Source organism: Aminiphilus sp., assembly GCF_029975095.1.
In the GTDB taxonomy this organism is placed as follows: domain Bacteria; phylum Synergistota; class Synergistia; order Synergistales; family Aminiphilaceae; genus Aminiphilus.
In genome coordinates this window covers 1-24,949 of record NZ_JARKPW010000181.1, presented here as the reverse complement: position 1 = coordinate 24,949, position 24,949 = coordinate 1, and the positions used below count along the sequence as shown (strand labels likewise).

The 24,949-nt window shown below is 61.4% G+C and carries 21 protein-coding genes and 1 pseudogene; 6 read left to right on the top strand and 16 right to left on the bottom strand.

Annotated features, from left to right (window positions below):
• On the top strand, positions 1–510 hold a 510-nt coding region (locus Q1K49_RS11605), incomplete at its 5' end, for a lectin like domain-containing protein (protein WP_300526158.1).
• A gap of 130 nt (positions 511–640) precedes the next feature.
• Here the strand turns inward: Q1K49_RS11605 and Q1K49_RS11600 are convergent.
• Positions 641–2,068, bottom strand: a complete 1,428-nt coding sequence (locus Q1K49_RS11600) for a PLP-dependent aminotransferase family protein (protein WP_300526156.1) — start codon at positions 2,066–2,068, stop codon at positions 641–643.
• 370 nt (positions 2,069–2,438) lie between these two features.
• Between Q1K49_RS11600 and Q1K49_RS11595 the strand changes: the two genes are divergently transcribed.
• A complete protein-coding gene (locus Q1K49_RS11595) occupies positions 2,439–3,617 on the top strand; it encodes a PLP-dependent aminotransferase family protein (protein WP_300526154.1) in 1,179 nt (392 codons plus the stop codon).
• Between the two features lie 165 nt (positions 3,618–3,782).
• On the opposite strand, the gene Q1K49_RS11590 is transcribed toward Q1K49_RS11595, so the two are convergent.
• The 4 genes from Q1K49_RS11590 to Q1K49_RS11575 all read right to left on the bottom strand — a co-directional run bounded on the left by Q1K49_RS11590 (position 3,783) and on the right by Q1K49_RS11575 (position 8,829).
• Complete coding sequence (locus Q1K49_RS11590) at positions 3,783–4,937, bottom strand: ABC transporter substrate-binding protein (RefSeq protein ID WP_366146067.1); 1,155 nt, start codon at positions 4,935–4,937, stop codon at positions 3,783–3,785.
• 144 nt (positions 4,938–5,081) lie between these two features.
• On the bottom strand, positions 5,082–5,600 hold the full coding sequence (locus Q1K49_RS11585) for an L-2-amino-thiazoline-4-carboxylic acid hydrolase (protein WP_300526152.1): 519 nt from the start codon (positions 5,598–5,600) through the stop codon (positions 5,082–5,084).
• Between the two features lie 158 nt (positions 5,601–5,758).
• Positions 5,759–7,405: an amidohydrolase gene (locus tag Q1K49_RS11580; protein ID WP_300526150.1), complete on the bottom strand. Its 1,647-nt coding sequence runs from the start codon at positions 7,403–7,405 to the stop codon at positions 5,759–5,761.
• Between the two features lie 263 nt (positions 7,406–7,668).
• Complete coding sequence (locus Q1K49_RS11575; protein ID WP_300526148.1) at positions 7,669–8,829, bottom strand: ABC transporter substrate-binding protein; 1,161 nt, start codon at positions 8,827–8,829, stop codon at positions 7,669–7,671.
• A gap of 407 nt (positions 8,830–9,236) precedes the next feature.
• Between Q1K49_RS11575 and Q1K49_RS11570 the strand changes: the two genes are divergently transcribed.
• Complete coding sequence (locus Q1K49_RS11570) at positions 9,237–10,442, top strand: M20/M25/M40 family metallo-hydrolase (protein WP_300526146.1); 1,206 nt, start codon at positions 9,237–9,239, stop codon at positions 10,440–10,442.
• Between the two features lie 127 nt (positions 10,443–10,569).
• Here Q1K49_RS11570 and Q1K49_RS11565 read toward each other — a convergent pair whose 3' ends face one another.
• From Q1K49_RS11565 to Q1K49_RS11540, 6 genes are all read right to left on the bottom strand, one after another.
• The gene (locus Q1K49_RS11565; RefSeq protein ID WP_300526144.1) at positions 10,570–11,196 is read right to left on the bottom strand and encodes a LysE family translocator; all 627 of its coding nucleotides are present in this window, start codon (positions 11,194–11,196) and stop codon (positions 10,570–10,572) included.
• A 2-nt stretch (positions 11,197–11,198) separates the two neighbouring features.
• Positions 11,199–12,146 carry a DUF6544 family protein gene (locus tag Q1K49_RS11560; protein WP_300526142.1) on the bottom strand — a complete coding sequence of 316 codons (948 nt, stop codon included), beginning with the start codon at positions 12,144–12,146 and terminating at the stop codon, positions 11,199–11,201.
• Positions 12,147–12,260: 114 nt separating this feature from the next.
• A complete protein-coding gene (locus tag Q1K49_RS11555; protein ID WP_300526140.1) occupies positions 12,261–12,878 on the bottom strand; it encodes a Crp/Fnr family transcriptional regulator in 618 nt (205 codons plus the stop codon).
• A gap of 1 nt (position 12,879) precedes the next feature.
• Positions 12,880–13,587: a response regulator transcription factor gene (locus tag Q1K49_RS11550; protein WP_300526138.1), complete on the bottom strand. Its 708-nt coding sequence runs from the start codon at positions 13,585–13,587 to the stop codon at positions 12,880–12,882.
• On the bottom strand, positions 13,584–15,632 hold the full coding sequence (locus tag Q1K49_RS11545) for a HAMP domain-containing sensor histidine kinase (RefSeq protein ID WP_300526136.1): 2,049 nt from the start codon (positions 15,630–15,632) through the stop codon (positions 13,584–13,586). The genes Q1K49_RS11550 and Q1K49_RS11545 overlap by 4 nt, the downstream gene beginning before the upstream one ends.
• 30 nt (positions 15,633–15,662) lie before the next feature.
• Complete coding sequence (locus Q1K49_RS11540; protein ID WP_300526134.1) at positions 15,663–17,084, bottom strand: VWA domain-containing protein; 1,422 nt, start codon at positions 17,082–17,084, stop codon at positions 15,663–15,665.
• Between the two features lie 230 nt (positions 17,085–17,314).
• Between Q1K49_RS11540 and Q1K49_RS11535 the strand changes: the two genes are divergently transcribed.
• The 3 genes from Q1K49_RS11535 (at position 17,315) to Q1K49_RS11525 (ending at position 19,532) form a co-directional block, all read left to right on the top strand.
• Positions 17,315–17,848: a GNAT family N-acetyltransferase gene (locus Q1K49_RS11535; protein WP_300526132.1), complete on the top strand. Its 534-nt coding sequence runs from the start codon at positions 17,315–17,317 to the stop codon at positions 17,846–17,848.
• Between the two features lie 202 nt (positions 17,849–18,050).
• Positions 18,051–19,247, top strand: coding sequence for an aminotransferase class V-fold PLP-dependent enzyme (locus Q1K49_RS11530; protein WP_300526130.1), 1,197 nt, complete (start codon positions 18,051–18,053; stop codon positions 19,245–19,247).
• A 66-nt stretch (positions 19,248–19,313) separates the two neighbouring features.
• Positions 19,314–19,532 (top strand): hypothetical protein, encoded by a 219-nt coding sequence (locus tag Q1K49_RS11525; protein ID WP_300526128.1) that lies wholly within the window; start codon positions 19,314–19,316, stop codon positions 19,530–19,532.
• Positions 19,533–19,668: 136 nt separating this feature from the next.
• On the opposite strand, the gene ablA is transcribed toward Q1K49_RS11525, so the two are convergent.
• The 5 genes and pseudogenes from ablA to Q1K49_RS11500 form a co-directional block, all read right to left on the bottom strand.
• Positions 19,669–20,949 carry a lysine 2,3-aminomutase gene (gene ablA, locus Q1K49_RS11520; protein ID WP_300526126.1) on the bottom strand — a complete coding sequence of 427 codons (1,281 nt, stop codon included), beginning with the start codon at positions 20,947–20,949 and terminating at the stop codon, positions 19,669–19,671.
• 119 nt (positions 20,950–21,068) lie between these two features.
• Positions 21,069–22,313, bottom strand: coding sequence for an ArgE/DapE family deacylase (locus Q1K49_RS11515; RefSeq protein ID WP_300526124.1), 1,245 nt, complete (start codon positions 22,311–22,313; stop codon positions 21,069–21,071).
• A 330-nt stretch (positions 22,314–22,643) separates the two neighbouring features.
• A complete protein-coding gene (locus tag Q1K49_RS11510; RefSeq protein WP_300526122.1) occupies positions 22,644–23,861 on the bottom strand; it encodes a M20 family metallopeptidase in 1,218 nt (405 codons plus the stop codon).
• A gap of 162 nt (positions 23,862–24,023) precedes the next feature.
• Positions 24,024–24,581: pseudogene (gene dctP, locus Q1K49_RS11505) on the bottom strand (TRAP transporter substrate-binding protein DctP); the annotation flags it as partial.
• A 186-nt stretch (positions 24,582–24,767) separates the two neighbouring features.
• On the bottom strand, positions 24,768–24,949 hold a 182-nt coding region (locus Q1K49_RS11500), incomplete at its 5' end, for a transposase (protein WP_300526120.1).

Here is a 24,949-nt window from a genome sequence, read left to right as displayed (position 1 = left end):
GCCGCCCCGGACACGGCCTACGAGATCGACCTCTACACCGGAGTCATGGCCGGTGACCCCGTCTCGGGAACGAGGCTTGCGGGATCACGCACCACGGGCACGCTCGCCGTCCCAGGCTATCGCACGGTCACCCTCGCCCGGCCCGTCTCCCTTGCGGCAGGACAAAGGTTTTCCGTCGTCGTGAAACTCACCACTCCAGGCTTTGACGCCCCCATCCCCGTGGAATACTCCGTCGCGGGCTATTCCGACAAGGCCACCGCCGCGGCGGGACAGAGTTTCATCAGCGTCACCGGCGACGGCGGCGACTGGGATGATCTCACCGTGATCGCAGAAAACGGAAACGTGTGCCTCAAGGCCTTTGCCGGGACAGGAAGCACCACACCCACACCGACGCTTACGGTCACACCGGGCCCGGGCGGATCCGGAGGCGGAGGATGCGTTCTCGGAGGAGAAACCGCGGGCGCGCTGCTCCTCGCTCTTCCGCCTCTTCTCCTCTTTCGGCGACGCTGACCGACACAGAGCTCACGCCGGGGAAAAGGATGGCAACACCGCACGCCATCACTCTCCCCGGCGCGATTCCCTGGAAAACCACGCCACACCGGAGAACGGACGCAGCGACGCGGTTCTTCCCGAAAGGCACTCACTCTTTCACGAACGTGTGTGCAATCTTTCCGAGCACACGTACTCCCTCGTCGAACTCCTCGTTCCAGGAATGCCCGCAGTTCAGACGGATGTATCTCCTGTACGCATCGGTGGTGGAACAGATCAGGCCCGGGAGAATGGCGATGCGGGACTCCAGCGCCCTCCTGTAGAGTTCGAGGGAATCGCCGCCGGGAGGAAGTTCCACCCAGAGGAGAGCACCTCCCTGGGGCGCCGAAAGACGCGTTCCCTCGGGGAAATGCCGCTCCACACCGCGCCTGGCGAGATCGATGGAGCGGCGGAAGGTGTTCCGCAGATGCCGCAGGTGCCGCTCGAAGGTCGGCTCCTTTTCGAGCACCGACGCCACCACCCTCTGATGCAGACTCCCCGTCCCCACGCTTGCGTTGAGCTTGAACCGCGCCACCTTTTCGGAAAAACGTCCCGCCGCAGCCCACCCCAAACGCATTCCCGCAGCGAGCGTCTTGGAAAAGGTCGAACAGGAAAGGACCATGCCTCTGCGATCGAAGGCTCGGAGCATTCGCGGCCGCTCCTCTCCGTAGGCCAACTCTCCGTAGGTATCGTCCTCAATGACGGGAATGTCACGACGGGTGAGAATTTCCACCAGAGCTTCCTTGTCCTCATTCCTCATGATGAAGCCCTGTGGATTGTTTACATTCGGCACGACCAGACAGGCCGCGACCTTTCGTTGCGCCAGAACGGCTTCGACCTGAACAGGATCAAGCCCCCTGTCGGGGCGGGCGGGCACTTCCAGGGCAAAGAGCCCCAGATCCTCCATGATCTGCAGGAAACCGTGATAGGCCGGACTCTCCACGAGCACCGCGTCCCCCGGTTTCGTCACGGCCCGAAGACAGAGGGCAACCGCCTCCGTCGCGCCATTGGTGATGACGAGTTCTTCCGGAGACAAAAACCCGGCCCGCCCCAGGCATCTCCGGGCGATGCGGCGCCTCAGCTCCGGATAGCCCTTGGGATGTTCATATCCCACGACGGCATCCATGTCCTGGCGCAAGACCTCTCGCGTGAGGCGCGCAAGAAAAGCCCGGGGCATCAACTCCGGAGACGGGGACGCCCCTCCGAGAGGCAGGATGGAGGGCGTCGCCGCCGCTTCCACCACCGCTGCGGCGAGTGCGCTCCGCGTAGGGTGAAGGGGATCGGGAACACCACGGAACGTCTCGGGCAACGGAAGCGAAGGACACCCTCCTTCCACGACGAACCCCGACCGGGGACGGGAAACGACCAGTCCGCGCCGTTCCAGTTCAAGATACGCCTGATAGACCGTAGCCAGTCCGAAGCCGGTCCGGCGGCGCAGCTCCCGTAAAGAGGGAAGCCTGTCTCCCGCGGCGAATTCACCGTCCCGGATCCGTGCCGCCAATTCCTCCGCCACACCCATGTAGAGGAAATTCTTCTCCATCCGCTGCCTCCATTTCACCGAAAACGCGTTCCCTTCCTCGTCTTCTCGCTCTTTATGCCACCTTCTCTGCCACCCGGTCATGTCATGTTCGAAACAGCACGTTCTTTCCTTTCCGGGAGACCTCCGCCTCCGAAAAACCGATGAACAGACGTCCTTCCCGTGATGCCACTCGATGCAACGCAGCACCCCGCCTCTTCTGTTTTCTCTATTTCCCGGAAATCTGTATCTGTTATTTTCCGAGGTTTCCTCTATGCTGTCAATTCAAGAAGAATTTTCCCTCGGCAAAGAGCTTTCACAGGCAAGAGGCAACTCCGCGGAAAGAGCTTGCACGAATGCGGAAAGAGAAAACAGAAAGGCGGGAGACACGGTCATGATCCATTTTGCGCGCCGCATGAAACACATGAACAGATCGGAAATACGGGAGATTCTCAAGGTAACGGAAGATCCCGAGATCATCTCCTTCGCGGGAGGACTTCCCGCTCCGGAAGCATTTCCCGTGACGGAACTCCGCGAAGCCGCAAGTCTTGCGCTGGAAACAGCGGGAACGAAGGCGCTGCAATACTCCCTCGCGGAGGGGCTTCCCTCGCTGCGGCGGAAGATCGCCGAAAGATCCTGCACGCTCTGGGATGCAAACGCTCGCATGGAGGACGTGCAGATCGTCAACGGTTCCCAGCAGGCCCTGGATTTTCTCGGAAAGATTTTCCTCGACGAGGGCGATGTCGTCCTCTGCGAGAACCCTACCTACCTCGCGGCACTCTCCGCCTTCCGGGCCTATGGTCCCCGCTTCGCCCCCGTCGCCACCGACGACGAGGGAATGCTCCCGGACGATCTGGAGCAAAAGCTCGCTTCGGAAAAACGGGCACGGTTCATTTATGTCATTCCCGACTTCCAGAATCCCACGGGACGTTCCTGGTCCCTGGAACGGCGCAAAGCATTGACCGACCTGGCGGACCGCTTCGGCGTCCCCGTCGTGGAGGACAATCCCTACGGTGAACTCCGCTTCGAGGGAGAGTTCCTCCCTTCCCTCCGTGCGCTGGGCAATCCGGATCTCACGGTCAGCCTCGGAACCTTCTCGAAGATTCTCGCCCCCGGCTTGCGGGTGGCCTGGCTCATCGCGCCTCCCGCCATTCTGGAACAGATCATCCTCGCCAAGCAGGCGGCGGATCTCCAGCCCTCGACCATCAGCCAAATGCAGATCGACACCTACCTGGAGCGGTTCGACGTCAACGCCCAGATCGCCAGAATTCGGGCGCTCTACAGGGCCAGGAGAAACTGCATGGCCGAGGCGATCAGGGAAACTATGGGCAACACCGTCTCCTTTCCTTTTCCCCAGGGCGGACTCTTTCTCTGGCTCCGTCTCACCGAGGGAATCGACACCAAGGCGCTTCTCGCGGAGAGCATCGCCCGAAAAGTGGCCTACGTTCCCGGTGAACCTTTCCACGCCAACGGCGGCGGCGGCAACACCATGCGCCTCAATTTCTCCTACATGCCCGAGGAACGGATCCGGGAAGGCATCACCCGCCTGGCAGGGCTCATCAAGGAACACTGATCCGTGAAACATGTACACGGAAAAAGAGGGCGCCTTCTTCCGAAGGCGCCCCCTTTTTCCGTTCGTCACGCTCTCAAGGAGCCTCTGAATAAGGCTACATCAGCCTCACAGATCCTGATGTGATCCGAGCCACGAGAAAGCGAAAGGTCTTTATTCAGAGCTTCCTTAGAACTCGGACTGCGGTGCGTACATCTCGAGGAATTTCGCGGAGCCGTCCTTGAACTGCAGGATGGCCGCGGGCTTGTTGAGCGGATTGTGGCTTGCCTTGTCCACCGTGAGGGTGAAGTGGAACAGCTTCAGATCCTTCGTGTCTTCGATGGCATCCCGGACGGCCTCTCCCTCAGCCTTGCCGGCGCGCTTGATGGCGTCGACGATCCAGTAGACGATGTCGTAGGCAGCCACGGTATTTACCACTTCCGTGGGCGCCGCACCGAAACGCTTCTCGAACTTGGCCTTCAAAGGCTCCAGCATGGGATCGTCGAAACTGAGGTGATAGACCCAATAGCTTCCCACCATGGCGTCGCCGGCGATCTCGAACATGTTGGCGCTGTAGCCGTCGCCGCCGATGAAGGTGGGCTTCCAGCCGAGTTCGGCGGCCTGCTTCATGATAAGGGCCATTTCCTTGTAAAGAAGGGGCATGGCCACGGCCTCAGCGCCGCTGTTCTTCATGTTCGTGAGCTGCGCTCGGAAATCCACGTCACCGCCACGAAAAGCTTCGTTCGCCGCCACCGTGCCGCCGAGTCCCTCGAAGGTCTTCACGAAATACTCGGAAAGCCCTTCCGAATAGTCACTGCCCACGTCGCGGATGATCGCGGCCTTCTTGACACCCAGCTTGTTGAAGAGATATTCCGCCATGACCTTGCCCTGATAGGGGTCGGTGAAGCAGATGCGGAAGGCATAAGGCCGGGCCTGTCCCGTCGCCGGGTCCACCGTAACGGCGGGATTCGTGGGGAAGCTGCCGATCTGGGGAACCTTCGCCTCGGCGACGATGGGGTACGTGGCGATGTTGAGCCCGCTGAAGTTCGTGCCGCCGATTGCGACAACTTTGTCCTCCTGGACAAGACGCCGGGCCGCGTTGATGGCATCCTCCGCACGAGCGCGGACATCGTAGACGACGAGTTCCAGGGGACGCCCGAGCACGCCGCCCGCAGCGTTGATCTCTTCGACGGCGAGAATGGCACCGTCCCGCTCGTGAGTGCCCCACGTGGCGGCGTCACCCGTCAGGTTGGCCAGATACCCGATCTTGATGGGGTCCGCGGCGAAGGCCGCGGAGGCGAGAAACAGAAGGCAAAAGAACAGGGCAAGAATTTTCTTCATCATCAACATGGCACCTCCATTTTCCGAAAACACGCCGACAGGATCAGGAATCCCCCGGCCCGGCTGGAACGGACAACGTTTCAACGAACCGCACGCGCCCGTCTAGAGTGGCCTTCACCTCCTCTCCTGCACCACAGGATGACCGTATCATTCGGGAGAGCGCCGGGTAACCACTACCCGGCAGACCTCCGCGCCTTCCGCGAGCGTACACTGAAGATCGAAGGCAAACGCAGGGAAGGCATCGATGATCCCCCGATCCCCGTCCATGGCGATGTCGCAGAGATGCGCCGCGTCCTCGGCGGAAACCTCCTGCTTGAGCCACGCCGAAAGCAACGGACAATAGTGGAATTCCACGACGAACCGTTCCTCCGTGGATTCCTTGACGTCCATCTCGAAGATCTTCCGCACGTCCTCGTTCGCAAACTCCCGGGCGAACTGCACGAGCGAGTCCGTCGGAGAAAATTTGTGTTCCCCGTGAAAGCGGCCGCAGCGAAAGATGGCAGCCCGGGCGAACTCGTCCCAGGAAAGTCCTTTTTTTCGGGCTTCGTCAAGCAGCAGGTAAAACCACGTGGCCCGATGCTCGATGGCATTGCGGAGATCCGTAGTGCCTTTCTCGGTGATGGTGGAACGGTTTTTGTCGTGCAGCGCCTCCACGGTGACGGACATGGGACGTTTCCTCCTTCGTGTTTTCGAGGACCCGGACATGCCCGGGCCGCTCAGAGTTTTCGCAATATTCAGCGACGATTGCGACGACGGATTATATTCTGTTAATTCAGTATAATCCACCCGCCCCCTCCGGTCAACTTCGGCAGGATGATGCAAACTCAGGTTCTGCAATAACGAACGACACCACCGCTCACGGTGAGGTCCACGGCAAGATCCTTGATCATCTCGGGAGGCACCGTAAAGGGGTCCTCGTTCAGGACCACCGCATCCCCGAACATGCCGGGAAGAAGTTTGCCCTTGATGTGCTCCTCGAAGGAGGTGAAGGCGCCTCCCGTGGTGACGAGTTCCAGTGCCTCCATCAGGGAAAGGCACTCCTGGGGTTGAAACCCTCCGGAGGGATCGCCGTTCCGGTCCTTTCGGGTCACCGCGGCGGCGAGCCCCCAGAGGGGATTGAACGGCTCCACGGGAGCATCGCTGCCACCGGAGAGATGGACGCCGCACTCCCTCATGGTTTTCCAGGCATTGTACCAGCGGGCCCGCTCCGGCCCCAGCCTGGGGGCCGCCATGGGCCAGTCCGAGGCGGTGAAGACGGGCTGTACATCTCCCAACACACCCAGTCGGGCCATTCTCCGGAACAGGTCGGGATGTCCGCACTGCACGTGCACGATGCGGTGCCTCGCCTCCCGGGGAAGGGAAGCGAGCACCTCTTCGAAGACATCGAGGCAGAGCTCGATGGTCCGGTCTCCGATGGCGTGAATCGCCACCTGCATTCCCTCCCCGTGGGCGAGGGAAACCAGTTCCGTCAGTTCCTCCCGGGAAAGAATAGGCACTCCAGATGTGGAGGGATCGTCCACATAAGGGGCGCGAAGCGCTGCAGTCCGGCCTCCGAGGGATCCGTCGGCGAGGATTTTCACCGGACCGACGCGGAACCAGTCGTCCCCGTCTCCGGTACGAAGACCTCTTTCCAGAAAACCGGCGAGCGCATCCCGGCGAGGCAACAGGCACTCCTCCCGAATCCGCAGCCCAAGACGTCCCGAGCCGGCGAGCAGGCGATACGCCTCCAGGACACGCGCTCCCCGCCCCGCGCCGAAGTCGTCGCTGTGCACGGTGGTAAGCCCCTGAGAGAGTGCCTCCGCGGCGGTTTTTTCGAGAATCCGGACCATCTCCTCCAAAGAGGGATCCGGGATGAACCGCTCCATCCACTCGAAGACCACCGCTTCCTGGAGAATACCCGAGGGTTCTCCCGCCTCGTTCTTCTCCACCACACCACCGGGAACCGAGAGGTCCGCCGTGATATGTGCCTCCCGGAGCGCCGCGGAATTGGCCGCCGCCACGTGTCCGCAGGTTCGGGAGAAGAGGATGGGATGCACCGGAGAAATGCGGTCCAGATCCTCTTTGGATGGAAGACGTCTCTCCGCGAACAGATCCTGGTTCCAGCCCCTCCCGAAAAGCCACGTCCCCGGAGAGACCGGGTTCACCCGGAGATGGTCCTGCCCGCGACGGACCAGCTCCTCCACGGAACGGCAGCCGTTCAGGTCCACCTGTTCCCGGGAGAAGCCGTAAGCCAAGAGATGCATGTGGGTATCGCAAAAACCGGGAAGAACCGTTCTTTTCCGGAGGTCCACCACCTCCGCCCCGGCCCCGGCGAGAAGGCGAATCTCCGAGGATCCTCCCACGGCACGAACGCGCCCTCCCTCGAACAAAATCGCCTCCGCCTCCGGGAGATCTTCGTCCATGGTAATCACTCGCCCGTTCACAAGGGCGAGTTTTTCCGCTGCGGCTTTTTTCGTCTCGTTCGTGTCCATCCTTCTGCCGTCCTCTTTTCTCTTCGCCTCCGCCATGGCTCGTCTCACACCGCCATGGTCCCTTTCAACAGTCGGTGCTTCGTCGGAAAACGGCTCCGCAAGCACCTCGTCTTTTTTCGGAGGCGCCGCAGGAACCCGTTCCATGATAGCCGCATCGGGAACGCATCACAACTGTTTTTGCCGAGTACGCTGCAGCGGATGGTGAAAAACAGCTCGGTGTCTCCCGCGACCATGTCGCGGGAGACACCGAACGAGGACGTCGCTCAGAACGTTACCTGGGGCTGCCAGGTCTCCACGTAGACCGGCTTTCCCTTGCGGAACTGGAGAATCGCCGCGGGTTTATTGAGAGGATTGTGGGTCTTCGGGTCGAGGGTGAGGGTGAAATGCGTCAGCTTGAGATCCTTGGTGCTCTCCAGGGCATCCCGCACGGCGGGGCCTTCGGCCTTGCCGGCGCGCTGGATCGCATCGGCGATCCAGTAAATGATGTCATAGGCGAAAACCACGTTGCCGATCTCCGTGGCCTCCTTGCCGTAACGCTTTCGATATTTCTCCAGAACGGGCTGGAGAACCGGATCGTCATAGTCGAAGTGGGAGACCCACCAGGATCCTTCCATGGCGTCCCCGGCGATCTCGTACATGTTCGGACTGTAGCCGTCACCGCCAATGAAAACTGGATGGAAATCCAGTTCCGCCGCCTGCTTGATGGTGAGCGCCATTTCCTTGTAAAAATACGGCATGGCCAGTGCCTGGGGTGCCTTCGCCTTGACCTCCGTGAGCTGGGCACGGAAGTCCACATCACCACCACGGAATCCCCAGGAACCGGCGACGGTTCCGCCCAATTTCTCGAAGGTCTCGATGAAATACTGCTTCATTCCCTCGGAATAGTCGCTGCCCACGTCGCCGATGATGGCCGCCGTCTTGAGCCCGAGCTTCTGATACAAATAGGAAGCCATGACCAACCCCTGATAAGGATCGGTGAAGCAGATGCGGAAGCTGTAGGGCCAGGGTTCGTTCGTGTCAGGATTTACGGTCACCACGGGATTCGTGGTGGCGCTGCCGATCATGGGAACCTGCGCCTCCTGAATGATGGGCCGGGCGGCGATGTTCAGAGAGCTGTAGTTCGTGCCGCCGATGGCGACGACCTTGTCCTGGGTCACGAGTCGACGCGCGGCATTGATGGCGTCCTCCGCCCTTCCCTTCACGTCGTAGATGACGAGTTCCACCTTCCGCCCCAGAAGGCCGCCCGCGGCGTTGATCTCCTCCACCGCCATCACGGCACCGTCCTGCTCGTGCTGTCCCCAGGTGGAACCCTCTCCCGTGAGCGTGGCGAGATAGCCGATACGGATGGGTTCTTCCGCACCCCAGGCCACACAGGCACCGAGCAGGACGCTGATCACCGCAAGAACTCCAAGAACTCTTCTCATCGTTCTTCCTCCTTCGGACGTGCCGCCCGAGAGCGGCCGATTTTTCTTCCTCCGGCAAGCAGACCACCGACATACGAACCGCCCTTTTCGGTCTTGGGTCCAAAACCTTCCGAACGCCGCACCACCACCCTCGAACCCGTCGGTTTGTCAACAACGTGACCATCCCCGAAAAAGACACATTTCCTTCCCGAAAAAACCGTTGTTCAAACCGGCGCTGATGGGCATTCTATGAGACACACCAGCACGATGTCAATGGGAACCGGCGTGTCGACACCTCGAAAAAGATACGGAGACACCGCCGAAGAACATGTTCAGCCGGCGTCTTTGCGCTATGATGGACACGGTAACAAGATCGCCGCCTACGTTTCCCCGCGGCGTATTCCACCACCGGGAGGTGCGTTTCCTCTATGAACGGTTCTCTTTTCTCCGACGCGGCCAGCCGCGCTCTCCTTGCGGAACTGGTGCGCATTCCAAGCCCCTTTTTCCGGGAAGAGGCGATCATGGACTTCACCTTCTCCTGGCTCCACGAACACAGGATTCCCGCGGAAAAGCACCATTACCACGTGAAGCCCATCTACGATTTTCACGGTGTCAACGTCCTTGGAACGCTTGAAGGGGCTGAGGCAGGACCCCGCATCGTCCTGAACGGCCACCTGGATTCGGTGGATCTCTGCGAAGGGTGGACTCGGGACCCCTACGGGGCGGAAATGGAAGGGAACCGCCTCTACGGGCTGGGAGCACTGGACATGAAGGGAGGATGCGCCGCAATCCTTCTCGCCGTGGAGGCCTTCGCGAAAACAGTGAAGCGCTTTCGCGGATCCGTGTGCTACACCCTTGTGAGCGACGAGGAGGGCCCCTTCGGCCTGGGAACGGATGCGTTGATCCGGGACGGTCTCCTGGAGGGTGCGGACGTGGCGGTGGTGACAGAGCCCTCCAGCGCTTTCGCCGGATGCGACTTTCCCGATCTGGGGCTCGGCGCCCGAGGGGGATGGAACTACACGGTCTCTCTCAAAGGACGCGCCGCCCATGGCGCAAACCCCGAGCTGGGCATCAACGCCGTCGTCGAGGCGGCGAAGGTTTTGCTGGAGATCGAGAAAACACCCCTCGCCACCCACGAAAAACTCGGTCCCGGTTCGATCTGCCCCCTGGGCTTTTCCGGCGGCGGCGCACCGCTCTCCGTGCCGGACCAGGCATCCTTTTCCGTTTTTCGCCACGTGATCCCCGGCGAGAACAAGGAGACGATCCTGCAGGAGGTCTCCGCCGCCATCGAGCGGGCCGGACTCTCCGGAGACGTCTGCCTTGCCTTTCGGGAGACCCCCTATCCGGAATGCGACGGTTTTCTCCCCTATGTGGTGGACGAGAACGCCCCCTGGGCATCGGCGCTTCGCAAAAGCATCATCGCCGTCACGGGAAAGGAACCGAAGCCGACCTACTTCTCGAGCGTGGGGGATTTCAATTATCTCGGCACACGTCTCGGTATCCCGACGCTCGTCTTCGGCCCCAAAGGTGCGAAGTACCACAGCCCCGACGAGTACGTGGAGATCGACACGGTGACAAAGACCGCGGAAGTACTGTACGACTTTCTGGTCTCCTCCCTCGGAGCGGAACGCTGAAATCTCGAAAAGCCCCTTCGCCCGTAAAGGGCGAGGGGGCTTTCGGTCACGTCGCAACGGCGGCTTTCGCCGTCAACGTCGACTCCACGGATCGGTCGAGGGAGAGCGGAGTGGAGGCGCAAAGCCCTCATCCCTGACGACGGTACAGGGCAAGCGATGCGGAGAGGATGAAGAACACGCCGCCGCAAAGGCGTTCCAGCCATGAAACTCCCCGGGGAGAACACATGCGGCTCGCCTGCCTGCCCAGGAAGGCGTATCCGAGCATCACCAGGAAGTCCACCACGCCGAAGACGGCGCCGAGCACAAGATATTGCGGAAGCCACGGCATCTCCACCACAACGAACTGAGGGAGCAGCGCCGAAAAGAAGAGATATCCCTTCGGATTCGTCAGCGCCACGAGAAGGCTTTTCAGAAAAAGATCCTTCCTGGAGCGAGGCATCTCGTCTCTCTCCGATGGAAGCAGCGGAGCGCCTCCTTCGGACCCGAGAAGTCGGAGGCCAAGAAAGGCCAAATAGGCCACACCGGCCCATTTGATGACCTGAAAAAGAAACTCCGAAGCGGCGAGGAGCGCGCCAAGCCCCAACGCGACGGCTCCAACGAGCACAAAATCCGAGAGGACCGCTCCGAGCATGCCGTAGAGGGCACCTCGCATCCCCGCCCGGGACCCGTTCGCCAGCGCGAGCAGAACGGTCGGACCCGGGGTGACGACGGTCACGAAGGCGACGAAGAGGAAAAGCGGTATGTTATGGGGCATCTTCAGCGCTCCTCTTGCCGGATCCGGCCCGAAGAATCCGAGCATCCCTCCTCTGGAGAGAGATCGGGCAGGCTCGCTCGTCGTTTCTCCCCCGCGCAGTCTCCAAAAACTATGGAAACGACGCACCCCGTCCAGAAGGGGTAGGAACGACCTCCGGAAACACGTGAAATCGAGAAGGCCATGGGGATCATCATCCCCTCCACCAGCCGATAGTCGCTTCGCGACACGTGTTCGCCCGATCCGTGATAGGGTGTTTCGAGATCCCCGTCTTCCTCCGCGCTGAACGATTCCAGGCTTCCATCGTCCCGAAACGTCGCGACGAGCGACGCCTCGAGTCCGTAACCGGCGACGACGGCCCGCGCATGGTGATCATCGATGGGTTCCCAGCGGACAGGACCGCCAGGCAACAACGCCGGGGGGCACAGGGGGCTTTCGAGCAGCCAGCGTCGCAGCGACGTTCTGTTCAGTGCCTCGGTTTCTCTTTCGTCCACCACGGTGAAAGCGGAGGCAATCTTCGCTTTCATCTCCATCCGCCCCTCCGCGAACGAGTCGTAGGCTCGTGCCCAGATACCTGGAACTACAGGGGTCGTGGCGTCGAACACAAACGCGGGCGTCCCGGCAGCCAGGATCTGTGATGCCGTCGTCCGGGAAAAGGTCTCCGTGCGGGGACGACGAAACTGCCCCGCCATCTCCACCCGCACCCAACTCACATTCCGGGGCTCACCCCGAAAAACGTACGTGAAATAACGTCTCACCGGAGAAGGCAGTTCCTCCTTTGTTCCTCCGGCAAACACAGACACGGGCGTTTTTCCTCCGAGTTCCTCCACGATCCTGCCGAGCCGCTCGATGGTTTTCTCCGTGCGCATCGAGCAGTACGCAATGACACCGGCGATTCCGAACACCAACACTCCTGCGAAAAGCAACGCGCAGGTCATTCCTCTCCATCGCATAGAACTCCCCCCGTTCAGGTGAAATAGGGGAAAAAGCCCGGGAGTACCCGAGCGCCATTTCCCCGTCTTTTCTTCCCGGGAGAATCCTACGCTTCGGAAGGAAGACGCGCCTTATCAAATGTCAGTTCTTTTCGGAAATGCGTCCTCCGGGTGCTCTGCGTCACGTTTCCTGCGGCGGATGCGTGACAGGGAGACATCCGTCAACCCCAGATAGGTCGCCAGGTGCGCAAGGGGAATCCGGTCGGCCAGGCCGGGAAAGCGCTCACAGAACGCTTCGTAGCGCCGCAGACCGTCAAGGGCGAGAAGGTCGTGCTCACGTTGCAGTTTGTGGTCCACGAGACGTGCCAGTGCCTCGCGTTGCAGCACATGCCACTGCCCCTGCCTTTCGAGGGTGCTCCGGAACATTTCGGCATCGGCGCTCCAGAGAATCGACGGCTCCAGACATCGGATTCCGAAAAGAGAGGCGCCCTCCCACATGATCGGCGTCAGCGGACAGACGAGTTCCCTCTCGACGATAAAATTCTTGTTGAATTCCCGCCCGTCGGGTCGGAGAAAAAAAAGACGCAGCAGGCCCCGCTCGACAAGCCACGCACTGTCCCAACGCTCTCCCTGCTGCAGAAGCGCTTCGCCTTTCCGACATGCACGACGACGAAACAGCGGCACGAGGGATTCCAGAACAGTGTCGTTCCACTGTGGTCCGAATGCGGCGAGAAGAGCACGAAGATCATCCATGTCAGGAACGGGAGAACCGGTATCCCGCCCCGTGGACGGTGACGAGAAAGCGGGGTTCCGCGGGATCGTCCTCGATCTTCTGCCGCAGGCGCACCACATGCTGGTCCACCGTGCGGGTGGTGACGTCGCAGGAAATGCCCCACACGTGATCGAGCAGGGTGGCGCGGTCGAGCACCCTGCCCTCATGGATGAAGAGAAAACGCAGCAATGCCGCTTCCTTCGGCGTCAGCGAGAAGTGCACATCGCCCCTGATGCCGCACATGCCGTTGAAATCGATCCGCACGTCCCCGAAAGAAGCCTCGCAGATCTCCGCTGTGCATTCCCCCGATGCGATCTTCGCGAGCGCCCCCCGACGCAGGGCCGACCGTACCCGGGCGAGCAGTTCCGAGATGCCGAAGGGTTTCACCACATAATCGTCAGCCCCCAGCTCCAGTCCGACCACCTTGTCCACTTCCTGCCCCTTGGCGGTGAGCATCACCACCGGCGTCACCCGGTCCTCTTTTCGAATGGAACGGCACACGTCGTAGCCGCTCATGCGGGGGATCATGATGTCCAAAAGCACCAGGTCGGGGCAAAAGGAACGAAAGCGTTCGAGAGCGCCCACCCCGTCCCGGGCGCTCTCCACCTCGTACCCCTCGCTCCGCAGCAGATCAACGAGCCCCGTGCAGATCGCCGGATCGTCCTCCACCACCAGAATGCGCTCGTTCATGCCCCCGCCCCCTTCCGCGTCGCGTCATCCCCCGTTGGTATCCGCAGGGAAAAGACACTGCCGCCTCCGTCCCTCGGCCTGAAGGTCACGTCGCCGCCGTGTTTGCGGGCAATATGCCGTGCGATGGAAAGCTCGAGTCCCGTTCCTCGCCGCGTGGAGGTCAGCGAATCGTCACCCCGGTAGAATTCCTCGAAAATCCGCGCCGCCTGCGAGGGCGGCACGCCGATGCCCCGGTCCGCCACCTCCACCACCGCCTCGTCGCCTTCGGAGCATACGATGACCGTCACTTCGCGACGATCCTCGGAGTATTTCTCGGCGTTGGAGAGCAGGTTCATCAGCACCTGCCGCAACCCTTCCGCGTGTCCCTGAACGGGCAGCATCTCCGGCGCTTCCACCCGGAGCGAAAAACCATGCAGGACCAGATGGGGACGGAGCTGTTCCACCGTCTCCCGAACCAGATCCGCCAGATTCAACCTTTCCTTGATACAGTCCGGGTTGTCCGCGTCACGCCGGGAAAAGGTGAGCACATTGTCCACCAACCTGGAAAGACGCTCCGCCTCGGACACCATGGTGCGGAGATAGTCGTCGCGCCGTGCCTCGTCGGGCTGGCGGTGTTGCAGCAGCATCTCCGCGAAAAGCCGGATCGAGGTGAGAGGTGTTTTCAGCTCGTGGGAGACGTTGGCCACAAAGGTGGTTTTCTGCCGCGCCAGCCGCATCTCCGCGGAGAGTGTGCGAAGCACCACGGTCCCTCCCGTCGCGACGGTGACGAGGAGAACCGCCACGAGAAGCCAGACCGCAAGGTTCGTCGTCCGCACCAGAGAAGCAATCATGCCGGGATCGACGAGCCAGGCTCCCACCTCCCAGCGGGGCAACAGGGACGAAATCTCCCGGGCCACGAAGGGTTTTTTCCACTCCAGCCCACCCGCTCCGGGGGGAACGAAAAGGGGCTCTCCCGCCTCGTTCAGCACCATGAGCACCCGCACGTCCGAAAGAATCTCCGGCAGTGCGGCGACAAAACGTTCCCGCAGGAGGGGCATGTCGAGCGTGCAGCCCGTCACGCCGTCCTTCTCTCGCCCCTGTGTCCAGAAGAGCAGTTCGAGTCCTTCGTCGGAAAGACGGGGGAGGATGCCGCTCCGTCCTTCCCGCCGGAGATCGGCGAAGAGACGCCCCTGAACGACCGTTTTGGAGCGGACCGGCGACGCACGCTCCATGAAGAGCGCCGGAGCCTGCAGCGCCGCCTGGGGAAGAACATTTCTCTCCAGCATCTGAAACCCTTCCCGAACGGCCTTCTGGTAGGTGTCCTCCTCCACCGCCGCGTCGCTTTTCAGGAACCCCGACACCAGCTGTTGCACCAAACCTTTCGGAGCGGCCATTTTTGCCCTCGGATCGGGAGCAAACGCCCCGGAGACGGGGGCCTCCGTCTTTCCGGCGGTGGACAGCGATTCCTTCGCCGGATCCAGGAGAGATTCCGACCCTTCGGTTTCCTCGTGGGCTGCGCTTTCCTGCCCTCTTTCTCCATCGTTCCTGCGCGCCGCCGTGTCGTACGGAAACGGGACGGCACCGGCGGAAACACCGTCCCCACCCGGACCATCAGCCCGCATCTGTTTCCGGTACACGTCGGCAATGTCGTCGTAGACCGGCAGGTTCGACCTCCCCTCCAGGAAAGGACCGAAGGTGACGAGGAACGTAGCTCCTTCGTCATCCTCGGCCTCGGGAATCGTGACGCGACCTTCCTGCAGCAGAAAAGGCACGCCCACCAGGGGCTCTTCTTTCTTCCAGCGGGCAAGGGCCATGACGTCGGAATCGATCCGTTCCGCTTCGGCGGCGAGGTCCTCCATCACGACCTGGAGGACCTCGGCAATCCGAGTCGCGGCATGGTTCACTTCGGCGAGCAGCGATCCTTCGAAACGCCGTTCCACGAAAAGGGCCTCTCGGCTCGCCGCACGGAGAGCAAGTAGGCTCAATCCGACACTTGGCCCCAGTACGGCCAGGACGAACACCACCGCCAGAGAGAACCTCCTTCGCCTTTGCCCCATTCTCGCCATGCTCTTACCGCCTTCCGGCCCGGAGGGGAATCAGTGCAGGTCCGGGCTCACATCACCGCTTACGTCGTCGCTGAGGTTCAGCGGTGCCTGTTGATTTTTCTGCACGTAGGCCTCGTTCATGACCTGCTTGCGCTCGTAGGAAGAAAGACTTCCCATGGAGAGAATGTTCTCCGCGAGTTCCTCGAAGAAACCCGCCTCCTTTTCCATCATCGGTGCGGCGGAGCCGACGCTCGGAAGCAGAGCGCTCAGCGCTCCCTTGCGCTTCTTCAGCAAGTTCGCCGCATCTCCGGTGCGCCCCTCGTCGACGAGACGGATGGCCTCCTCACGGACTTCGGCGTTCTTCGCAAGTTCCGCCTGGGCCAGAATGTTGCGGTCCCGGTTCGCTGCCACCTCTTTCGCGTCCTTCGTGAAGGTCACTTTCACGGGCAGCGTCATTCGGCGGGAAGCGCCCGTGGCCGCATCCACATACTCAAGCTCCACCGTCGCGGCGTCAAGGACCGTTCCTGCCTCGCCCCGGGGCAGCTCAAGCTCGAAGAGGGCGTATTTCTCGCCCGTGGCGTACAGGTTGTCAATGACCGTTTCCATGCTCACCGCATCCCGCGTCCCCTCCCGTCCGAGAATCCCCAGAGGACGCACACCGTCGGCGCACCGGAGCCGAAACCTCACCTTCCTCGCCGTCACGGTCACCGCGTCCTGCATGTCCCGGGCGAAGATATCCGGAAGCATCTCCGCGTGCCGGGCAAAGTAAGCGTTGCCTCCGCTCGCCGCCGCAAGGGCGGTCATCAGGTCTTCATTGTAATCCAGCCCGAGCCCGATGGTGGTGATGGTCATCTCCTCCCGGGCAAGTTTCCTTCCGAGCCGGGCCAGTTCCTCCGCAGACGAAGGGCCGACGTTGGCGATGCCGTCCGACAGAAGAAGAATCCGGGGAAGAAACCCCTCCTCCACGAAGGGGCGCAGCTCCTCTGCCCCGGTAAGCACGCCATCGTACAAGGCCGTGGAGCCGCCGGGCTGCAGACGACGGATCGACCGGGACAACCGTGCGTCCTCCGCTCCCCTGCCGACTTCCCTTCCGGGGAACAGGACCCGGGCTTCGTCGTCGTAGGCCACCACGGTCACCGCATCGCTCGGCAGGAGCATCCGAAGCGCCTCCATCGCTCCGAGTTTGGCGTTTTCCATCTTGCGGTCCGACGCCATAGACCCCGATTTGTCCAGCACGAGCGCCACCGCCAGCGGCGCCCGCCTGCTTTTTACGCCTCCATCGGATCGCACCAGGGCCCGCACGATCACCCGCCGCCCGCTTCCACTCTCCACCACCGGCGTGTCCGGCTGCACCTCAAAACGAACCGGAACAGTCTCTTCCGCAAAAGCCGCGCCGGGATTTCCGGCAAAGACCGCCAGCACCGCCGCCACGCCCAAACCCAACCCGAACCGCAGAAAACCTTTTCCCTTCATACCCCTCACCTCCTGGGAAAAGGGTACGCCCGGGAACGGGAGGATGTGTCATGGCCATGTCAGAAGCTTGTCACGAGGATGTAAACTATGAGCACATCCCCGGGTTCCGCCCGATGCAGAACGCGGTCCCCGCGGTGGGGAGCGGACGGGAAACGAACATCTCCGGCCAGGCCGAAAAGAACGCAGGCATGGACCGGACAGGAACCGACATGTCGAAAGGATGATCCTCCATGTTTCTCATCGAAACGGCACGGCTCGCGCTTCGCCGCATGACGACCGACGACGCGGCGTTCATCGTCCGGCTGCTCAACCAGCCGTCGTTTCTCCGTTTCATCGGCGACAAGGGAGTCCGCACGGAAGAGGACGCCCGCCGCTACATCGAGGAAGGACCTCTCGCGAGTTACGGACGTCACGGCTTCGGCCTCTTTCTGGTGGAGCTTCGAGAGGCGCGTACTCCCATCGGCATCTGTGGTCTGCTGAAGCGGGACACGCTGGAAGATGTGGATCTCGGTCTCGCCTTCCTCCCCGAATTCGAGGGGAAGGGGTTCGGCTTCGAAGCCGCCGAGGCCACCCTGGGCTACGGCTATGGGACGCTCGGTCTCGAAAAGATCGTGGCCATCGTTTCGAAGGACAACGCCGCGTCCATTCGCCTGCTCGAAAAGCTGGGACTCCGTTTCGAAAAAACACTTCCGCCCACGCCCGAGGGCACGGAAATCCTGCTCTACGTTCCGGGGGGCCTCCCGTCACAGAGCATGCGACACTGACGCAACGCACCTCGAAAAAGCGCCGGAAAGTGTGGAAAACACTCCATTGCTCTCCGCGCCGCACGCAACCGGGAGGATCTCTCGGGGAGGCGATCCGTCGCAGAAAGCACGTATCATTTGCACACTTCCAACGGCGAAAAGAGTTCTTGTACGGGCCGGGCGTTCCACCCGGACAAACTTCACGAAAAGGAGCAGAAACGACATGACCGCTCTCGGCGACTCCTGCAGCAACACACCTGCAATGAAGGAGCTTTTTTCCCTTGATCCTTCACTGATCTTTCTGAACCACGGCTCCTTCGGTGCCTGTCCGAAGGAGGTTTTCGCCGTCTTCCAGGAATGGCAGCGAACGATGGAGAAAAACCCCGTGGAGTTTCTGGGGCGCCGCTCCGCCGAGCTGCTGCGACAATCGCGAGAGGTGCTCGCCCGCTACGTCGGAACCCGGCCCGAAAATCTGGTCTACGTCACGAACGCCACCAGCGGCGTCAACACCGTGGCCCGGTCACTCACGCTGATGCCGGGGGACGAGATTCTCACCACCGATCACGAGTACGGCGCCTGCGACAACACATGGCATCACGTCTGCCGCCGTACCGGCGCCCGCTATCTCCCCGTGACGATCCCCCTGCCCTTTCAGGCGGAGGAGTTCGTCGAGCGCATCTGGGCTGAGGTCACTCCCCGAACGCGAATGCTCTACCTGAGCCACATCACGTCCGCCACCGCCCTGATTTTTCCCCTGGCGGAACTCTGCAGCCGTGCACGAAAAGCGGGCATTCTCACCCTCATCGACGGCGCCCACGCTCCCGGCCACATTCCGCTGGATCTCGACACCCTCGGCGCCGATTTCTACACGGGGAACTGCCACAAATGGCTCTGCGCTCCCAAGGGTTCGGCCTTCCTCTACGTCCGTCCCGAACACCACGAAACGATCGACGCTCCCGTGGTGAGCTGGGGCTACAGCGACCATGTTTCAGGACACACCGGCTTCGACGCCTACACGGGCTCCACCGTGCTGGAACGCCGCCTTCAATGGCAGGGCACGCGGGACATCGCGCCCTTCCTCTCCGTTCCCGCCGCCGTTTCCTTCCAGGAACGGCACGACTGGGAGACGGTGCGTCGGACGTGTCACGCCCTCGCGGCGGAAACACTCCGGCGCGTCTGCGACCTGACCGGCCTGTCCCCGGTCTGCAAAGAGAGCGATTTCGGTCAGATGGTCGTCCTTCCCGTTCCACCGACGGACCCGGACCGGCTGAAAGAAACGTTGTTCGACCGTTTCCGCATCGAGGTCCCCGTGACATCCCACGGGAATCGTCTCTTCGTCCGCCTTTCCGTGCAGGGCTACAACACGGAAGAGGACACGGACGCGCTGATCGACGCGATCCGGAACCTTTTCGCACGCTGACCGAACGGGGAGAGAGAAGGGGGTGCGGACAAAATCTTGGACTCGAAAAGAGACAGGAGGATGTCCATGTACTCAAGGGAAGAACGAATGCGGGCGGTGGAGCTGTGTATCAAGTACGACAAAAGCGCCGCCGGGCGGTGTAACGGGGCACCCGGATTCCCGCACGAAGGGGACACTCATTTCGCCGCAGGAAAAATCTTCGGCCCAGGGCAGTGCGGATGGGTGGATGTCGACTCCGCCGCCGCCACAGGCGCTCACGTTCTCGTTCCCACCTTCGTGCCGTAAGCCGGGCTTCTTCGGAAATGCGGAAGGCCGAGCCCTTAAGCGCGGCCTTCCGTGCTGTTTTTGCTTCAACACCACATCCGCCCGTTCCCCTCAAACCCTCGCTGGAGTCAAAAAGGGGACGTCGCGAAGCACCCGTTCAGTGCTTGCCATCGCAGCCCCGGTGTGCCGCCCGGTCCCTCCGGGCCAGGTGGGACGGTTCGATGGAGATCTTCTCCCCCTCCAGAAGCTGGATGAGCCCTTCCCGGGAATATTTCTTCTGCCGCTCGCAGTAGGCCTCGCACCCCTCGGGACAATGGCTGATCTTGTCCTCCGGTTCCGTGTAGGTGCAGATCACACCCTCGTAGTTGCGCAGGACCACCCGTTTGTCCGACATGGAGACGACGTAGTTGGGAAGAACGGGGATCTTGCCGCCGCCACCCGGCGCGTCCACGATGAAGTAGGGAACGGCCAAGCCGGAGGTGTGTCCCCGAAGGTATTCCATGATCTCGATACCCTTCGCCACGGAGGTGCGGAAATGCTCGATCCCCGTGGAGAGATCGCACTGGTAGATGTAGTAGGGGCGGACCCGCAGGGTGAGCAGTTTCTGGTTCAATTCCCGGAACGTGTAGGGGCAGTCGTTGACGCCCTTGAGGAGCACGGACTGGTTTCCCAGGGGAACGCCCGCGTCGGCGAGTTTCTCGCAGGCCTTCCGTGATTCCGGCGTGATTTCATGGGGATGATTGAAATGGGTGTTCACCCAGAGGGGGTGATATTTCTTGAGGATCGAACAGAGATCGTCGGTGATGCGCTGCGGCATGACCACCGGCGTCCGGGAGCCGAAACGGACGATTTCGATGTGGGGAATCCGGCGCACTTCACCGAGCACCCAGTCGATCAGCTCGTCGCTCACGAGGAAAGGATCGCCGCCGGTGAAGAGGATGTCCCGGAATGTGGACGTTTTGCGAAGGTACTCGATGGCGGGCTTGAGATATTCCTTCGTGTAGGCCTTGTCCGTTTCTCCCGCCTTGCGCCGACGTGTGCAGTGACGACAGTACATGGAGCACTGATCCGTGAGCATGAGAATGCCCCGGTCGGGATAGCGGTGCGTCAGTCCGGGAGCGGGAGAGTCGATGTCCTCGTGGAGAGGATCCTCCAGGTCCGTGGCGGCGATGTGCGTCTCCTTGAGCGTGGGCACCGCCTGTTTTCGGATGGGGTCCTCGGGGTTTGCCGGATCGATGAGCGAGGCGTAATAGGGCGTGATGGCCATGCGGAGCTTGTTCAGGCTCTGCTCGATGACCTTCGCCTCGTCATCCGTGAGGGGCAGCACCTTCCGGAGCTGTTCCACCGTGGTGATCCGGTTGGCCACCTGCCACTTCCAGTCGTTCCACTGTTCCGGAGCGACATCCTTCCACAGTTCGACGCTTCGATACTCCCTCATGCGAATTGCCCCCTTCCGGTCGGACCGTCTCTCCGTGCTGTCCGACCACTCCATGGAACGTCCCCCGCACTGGCGTGCTCCGTTCCTTTTCTACCCCCACGCATATGCACAACCACGGATCATGCAGCACCTTGCGCGCCACAAAGCGCCACCGCCGCAGCGATGTAGCCGTCGCACGCATCGAGAATATCCGCAACGGGACAGACCTCGTTCATGGAATGCGCCAGGGCGAGATCTCCCGGCCCGAACACCACCGTCTCGATTCCCGCCTCGCTGAGAAGCCCCCCGTCGCTCCAGGCGGGAAACCGCCCAAGCCGGAATCCGCCGCGGCGCTCGGCCATGAACGACGCAAGAGACTGCACGAGCGGAGACGACGGATCCGTACAGAGAGGCGGGTTGTCACCGGGATGGGCCTTCCGATCCCGCATGGGAACCACCCGGGCGGAAAAATCCGGATCTTTCCGGGCAAGCTCCTCCAACAAGGCAGCGATCTCCGCCGTGACGCTCCGCGCGGATTCTCCGGGGATCCACCTTCGGTCAAGCTGAAGAAGACAGCTTCCCGCCACGGTGCTCGGCTGGAGCCCTCCCTCGATACGCCCGAGGTTGAGCGTCGCCGGTCCCGCGATGGGATGCACCCGCTTCGCGATCTCGGGAAGAAGTCTCTCCGTCAGGGCCGTCACGACGGCGTTCATCTTCACGATGGCGTTGATGCCCCGTTCGGGCGCACCTCCGTGGGCATAGCGTCCCTGTACGCGGATTTCGAGCCATTCGAGCCCTCGATGTCCGTGGTGAACCTCAAGCTGCGTGGGCTCCCCGACGAGAGCGTAGCGCGCCCGGACACCGCTCTCCAGAAGCGCCCGCGTTCCCGTGCTCCACCACTCCTCGTCGGCCACCGCGGAAAAAAGGAGCGGCTTCGACAGACGCACACCGGAACGACGCAACGCCACGAGCGCCATGGCCATAGCTGCCACAGCTCCCTTCATGTCCACGGAACCTCTTCCGAGGAGCGTATCGTTGACAACGGCGCCGCTGAAGGGATCGCCCTCCATGCCGTCCACGCCTACCGTGTCGAGATGTCCGTTCAGGAGCAGCCCCGCCTCGCCGCCGTTCCAGGGTTCCGTTCCTCCGCCCTCGTCTCCGACGGAAGCGAGCACGTTCCAGTGTCCTTCGCCCAGGGGAACGAGACAGCTTTTTACTCCGTTTTTCCGCAGGAATCCGTGCAGAAAGGAGGCAATTTCCTCCTCCGGCTTCGGCAATCCATGGTAACTCGGAATCGACACCAGCTTCCCCGCGAGAGCCACGATCTCTCCCTCGTCCGCACAGGCCCGCACCTCTCCGGCGAGAGATCTTCCCAAGGCACCCATCGTCGTCTCAGATCCTTTCACGTCTTCGGACGGATCCCAGCCTCGAAAACCATCAGATCCTTCGAAAGGCTACGCATTCTTTCACGTGTCGGAAGTGCGTTTCCTGAGGAAGAATCTCTTTTCGTTCCGCTTCCTTCTCCGCACGAGCAAAAACCCTTCCGCCGCGTCAAGTTCTCCGGAACAAGGGTTTTTGTCGATTGCGCATGTCACGATGCCGCGACAGCATCCACCAGCAAAGAAATGCTCCCGAACAAAAAAGACACCCCTCGGGGAAATAAACTGCACGGCAAGCACGAATTGCATACATATTGACACTTCCGCTCCGTCTTGTCAACGTGCTCCGCAGTACCGGAGGGCAAGCAACAGATAGGCGCGAAGTCCTTCCTCAAGTTCCTCGGCGGTGATGTATTCCTCCGCCGTGTGCGATCGGGAGATGTTCCCCGGCCCGTAAACCACGGTGGGAATACGTCCGTACCGGCTCAGGAGGGCCGCATCGGTCCAACCGCGCCGCGTCGACAGAGAAGGGGGCATGCCCCTCACCTCCTCCAGGACCGAGAGCAGGGTTGTCACCAGAGGATCCTCAGGCGACGTCTCCAGAGAAACATGATCGTAGATACGCATGAGGTTCTCGGGCATTCTCCGCAGTTCCGCCTTGAACGTGGGATCCTCCCGGGCGAGCTCGTCGAGGATCTCCTGATATTCGGCGAGAACGCTCTCAACGCTCTCGTCGGGAAGATACCGCCGATCCAGCCGGATCAGGCAGCGGTCCGCCACGGTGCTCGGCTGCGTTCCGCCGCTGATGGTGCCGAAGTTCATCACCGATTGCCCCATGGCGGGGTGCGTCCGCCGGCGCAGTGCGGGAACGATTCTTTCCTGAACGCGCTGAACGAAGGCGGCGGCATGAACAATGGCGTTCACTCCCGCTTCGGGAATGGCTCCGTGCGCCCGTTTCCCGAAAAACTCCACCTCGATCCACTCCAGACCCCGGTGGCCGATGGAGTACTCCCCCGCCGAGGGCTCTCCCACAATGGCCCCGTCCGTGCGAAATCCCGAGGCGACGAGGGTCTCGCAACCATCACTGTTGGTCTCCTCCGCGAGGACACCGGCGAAGCAGAGATCTCCCTCGGGAACGATACCGGTGCGCGCGAAGGCGGCAAGCGTGAGAAGCATGGTCGCCACGGGACCCTTCATGTCCACCGCGCCCCGTCCGTAGAGGCGGTTTCCCCGCCTGAGACCGTCGAAGGGGGGCACGGTCATGTCAAAGGGAGGAACCGTGTCGAGATGCCCCACCAGGGCAAGGCTTCGCCCGGATCCCGCTCCGGAAATGCGGGCGATCACGTTGTACCGCTCACCCTCGACCCTCTGAAGTTCGTAGGGGATCCGCTCCGCCTCGAGAAAGGCGACAATGGCCCGCACTACCTCGACTTCCTTCTCCGGGACCTCCCAGTGACTGGGGATACGGATGAGCCGTGCGGTCAATTCCATCGCCTCGTCAGTACCGATCGCGGCAAACAGCCGCTCCGACATGCGCTCCTCTCGTTCTTTCACCTTCACTCCTCCTCCTGTCCAGAAGAAACCGAGGGGGGAATCCCCCCTCGGTGCTCCTTATCGGTGCGAATCTCTGAACCTTTCGAGAGCGACTTTAGATACAATACACTTTTATAGCATCCTAGTATGCAGGGAGTCTTTTGGCAATGCGACGCAACGATTCTATTGCCTGACGGCCTCGATAGCGGCAATGACGTCCCAGAACTCCTTCGGCATCAATCCTTCTTTTTCCGCCTTTTCGTAGAAACCTTGCGCTTTCTCGATAAGCGGTTTTCTGTCCATGTCAACAAAGGTCGCCTTGTATTCCGTTTCGGCCTCCTTGAGAATCGCCGCCGCCGTGGCATCGAGACCCCGGCCGTATTCCGAACCCGCTTCGTTGCAGGCCTCCATAAGGACATTGCGAATTTCCTCGGGAAGTGTAAAGAACTTGTTCTTGTTCATGTAAAACGCGATGGTCTGGGGATATTCGTCAGTTTTTGTGATGTAGGGTGCCACTTCCGCGAACTTCGTGTCGTTCACAAGCGTGACCGGAGCCGTGACGGACTCCACGAGTCCCTGCTGCAGGGCAAGATAGGTTTCGGACCAGGCGATCACCGTGGGGACCGTTCCGAGGTACTCCCACACCTTGATTTCGAGATCCGAGGGATAGAAGCGAAGTTTCAGTCCCTTCAGATCGTCCCAGGATCCGAGGGGTTTCTTGGTGCAAATGACCCGGAAGGGTCCTCTTCGCCAGGTCCATTCCGTGTTGAGGAAACCCTGAACAAGTTTCTCGAAAAATGTTCACAGCGGGAGAAAAAGAGGAAATACCCCGTAAAGACCACGTTTCCCGCACTTCCGGCAACGGAAGGGAGAAAGTATCTCCGTCTTCCGACCCTTTTTTAACCCCGGTAGCGATTTTTGGAGACACTACCCCCCTGTGGACAGGAGAAAACCTCTCGCCATGGAGAGGTTGCACAGGGCGAAGAGCACGTAGACGACACCGGTATTTTTGGCGAGACCTTTATAGCGCACCTTGGTAAATCCGAAGACGCATGTGACGACGTGGAAGACATGTTCGACGCGTGAACGGACTTTTGAAAGAAGACGGT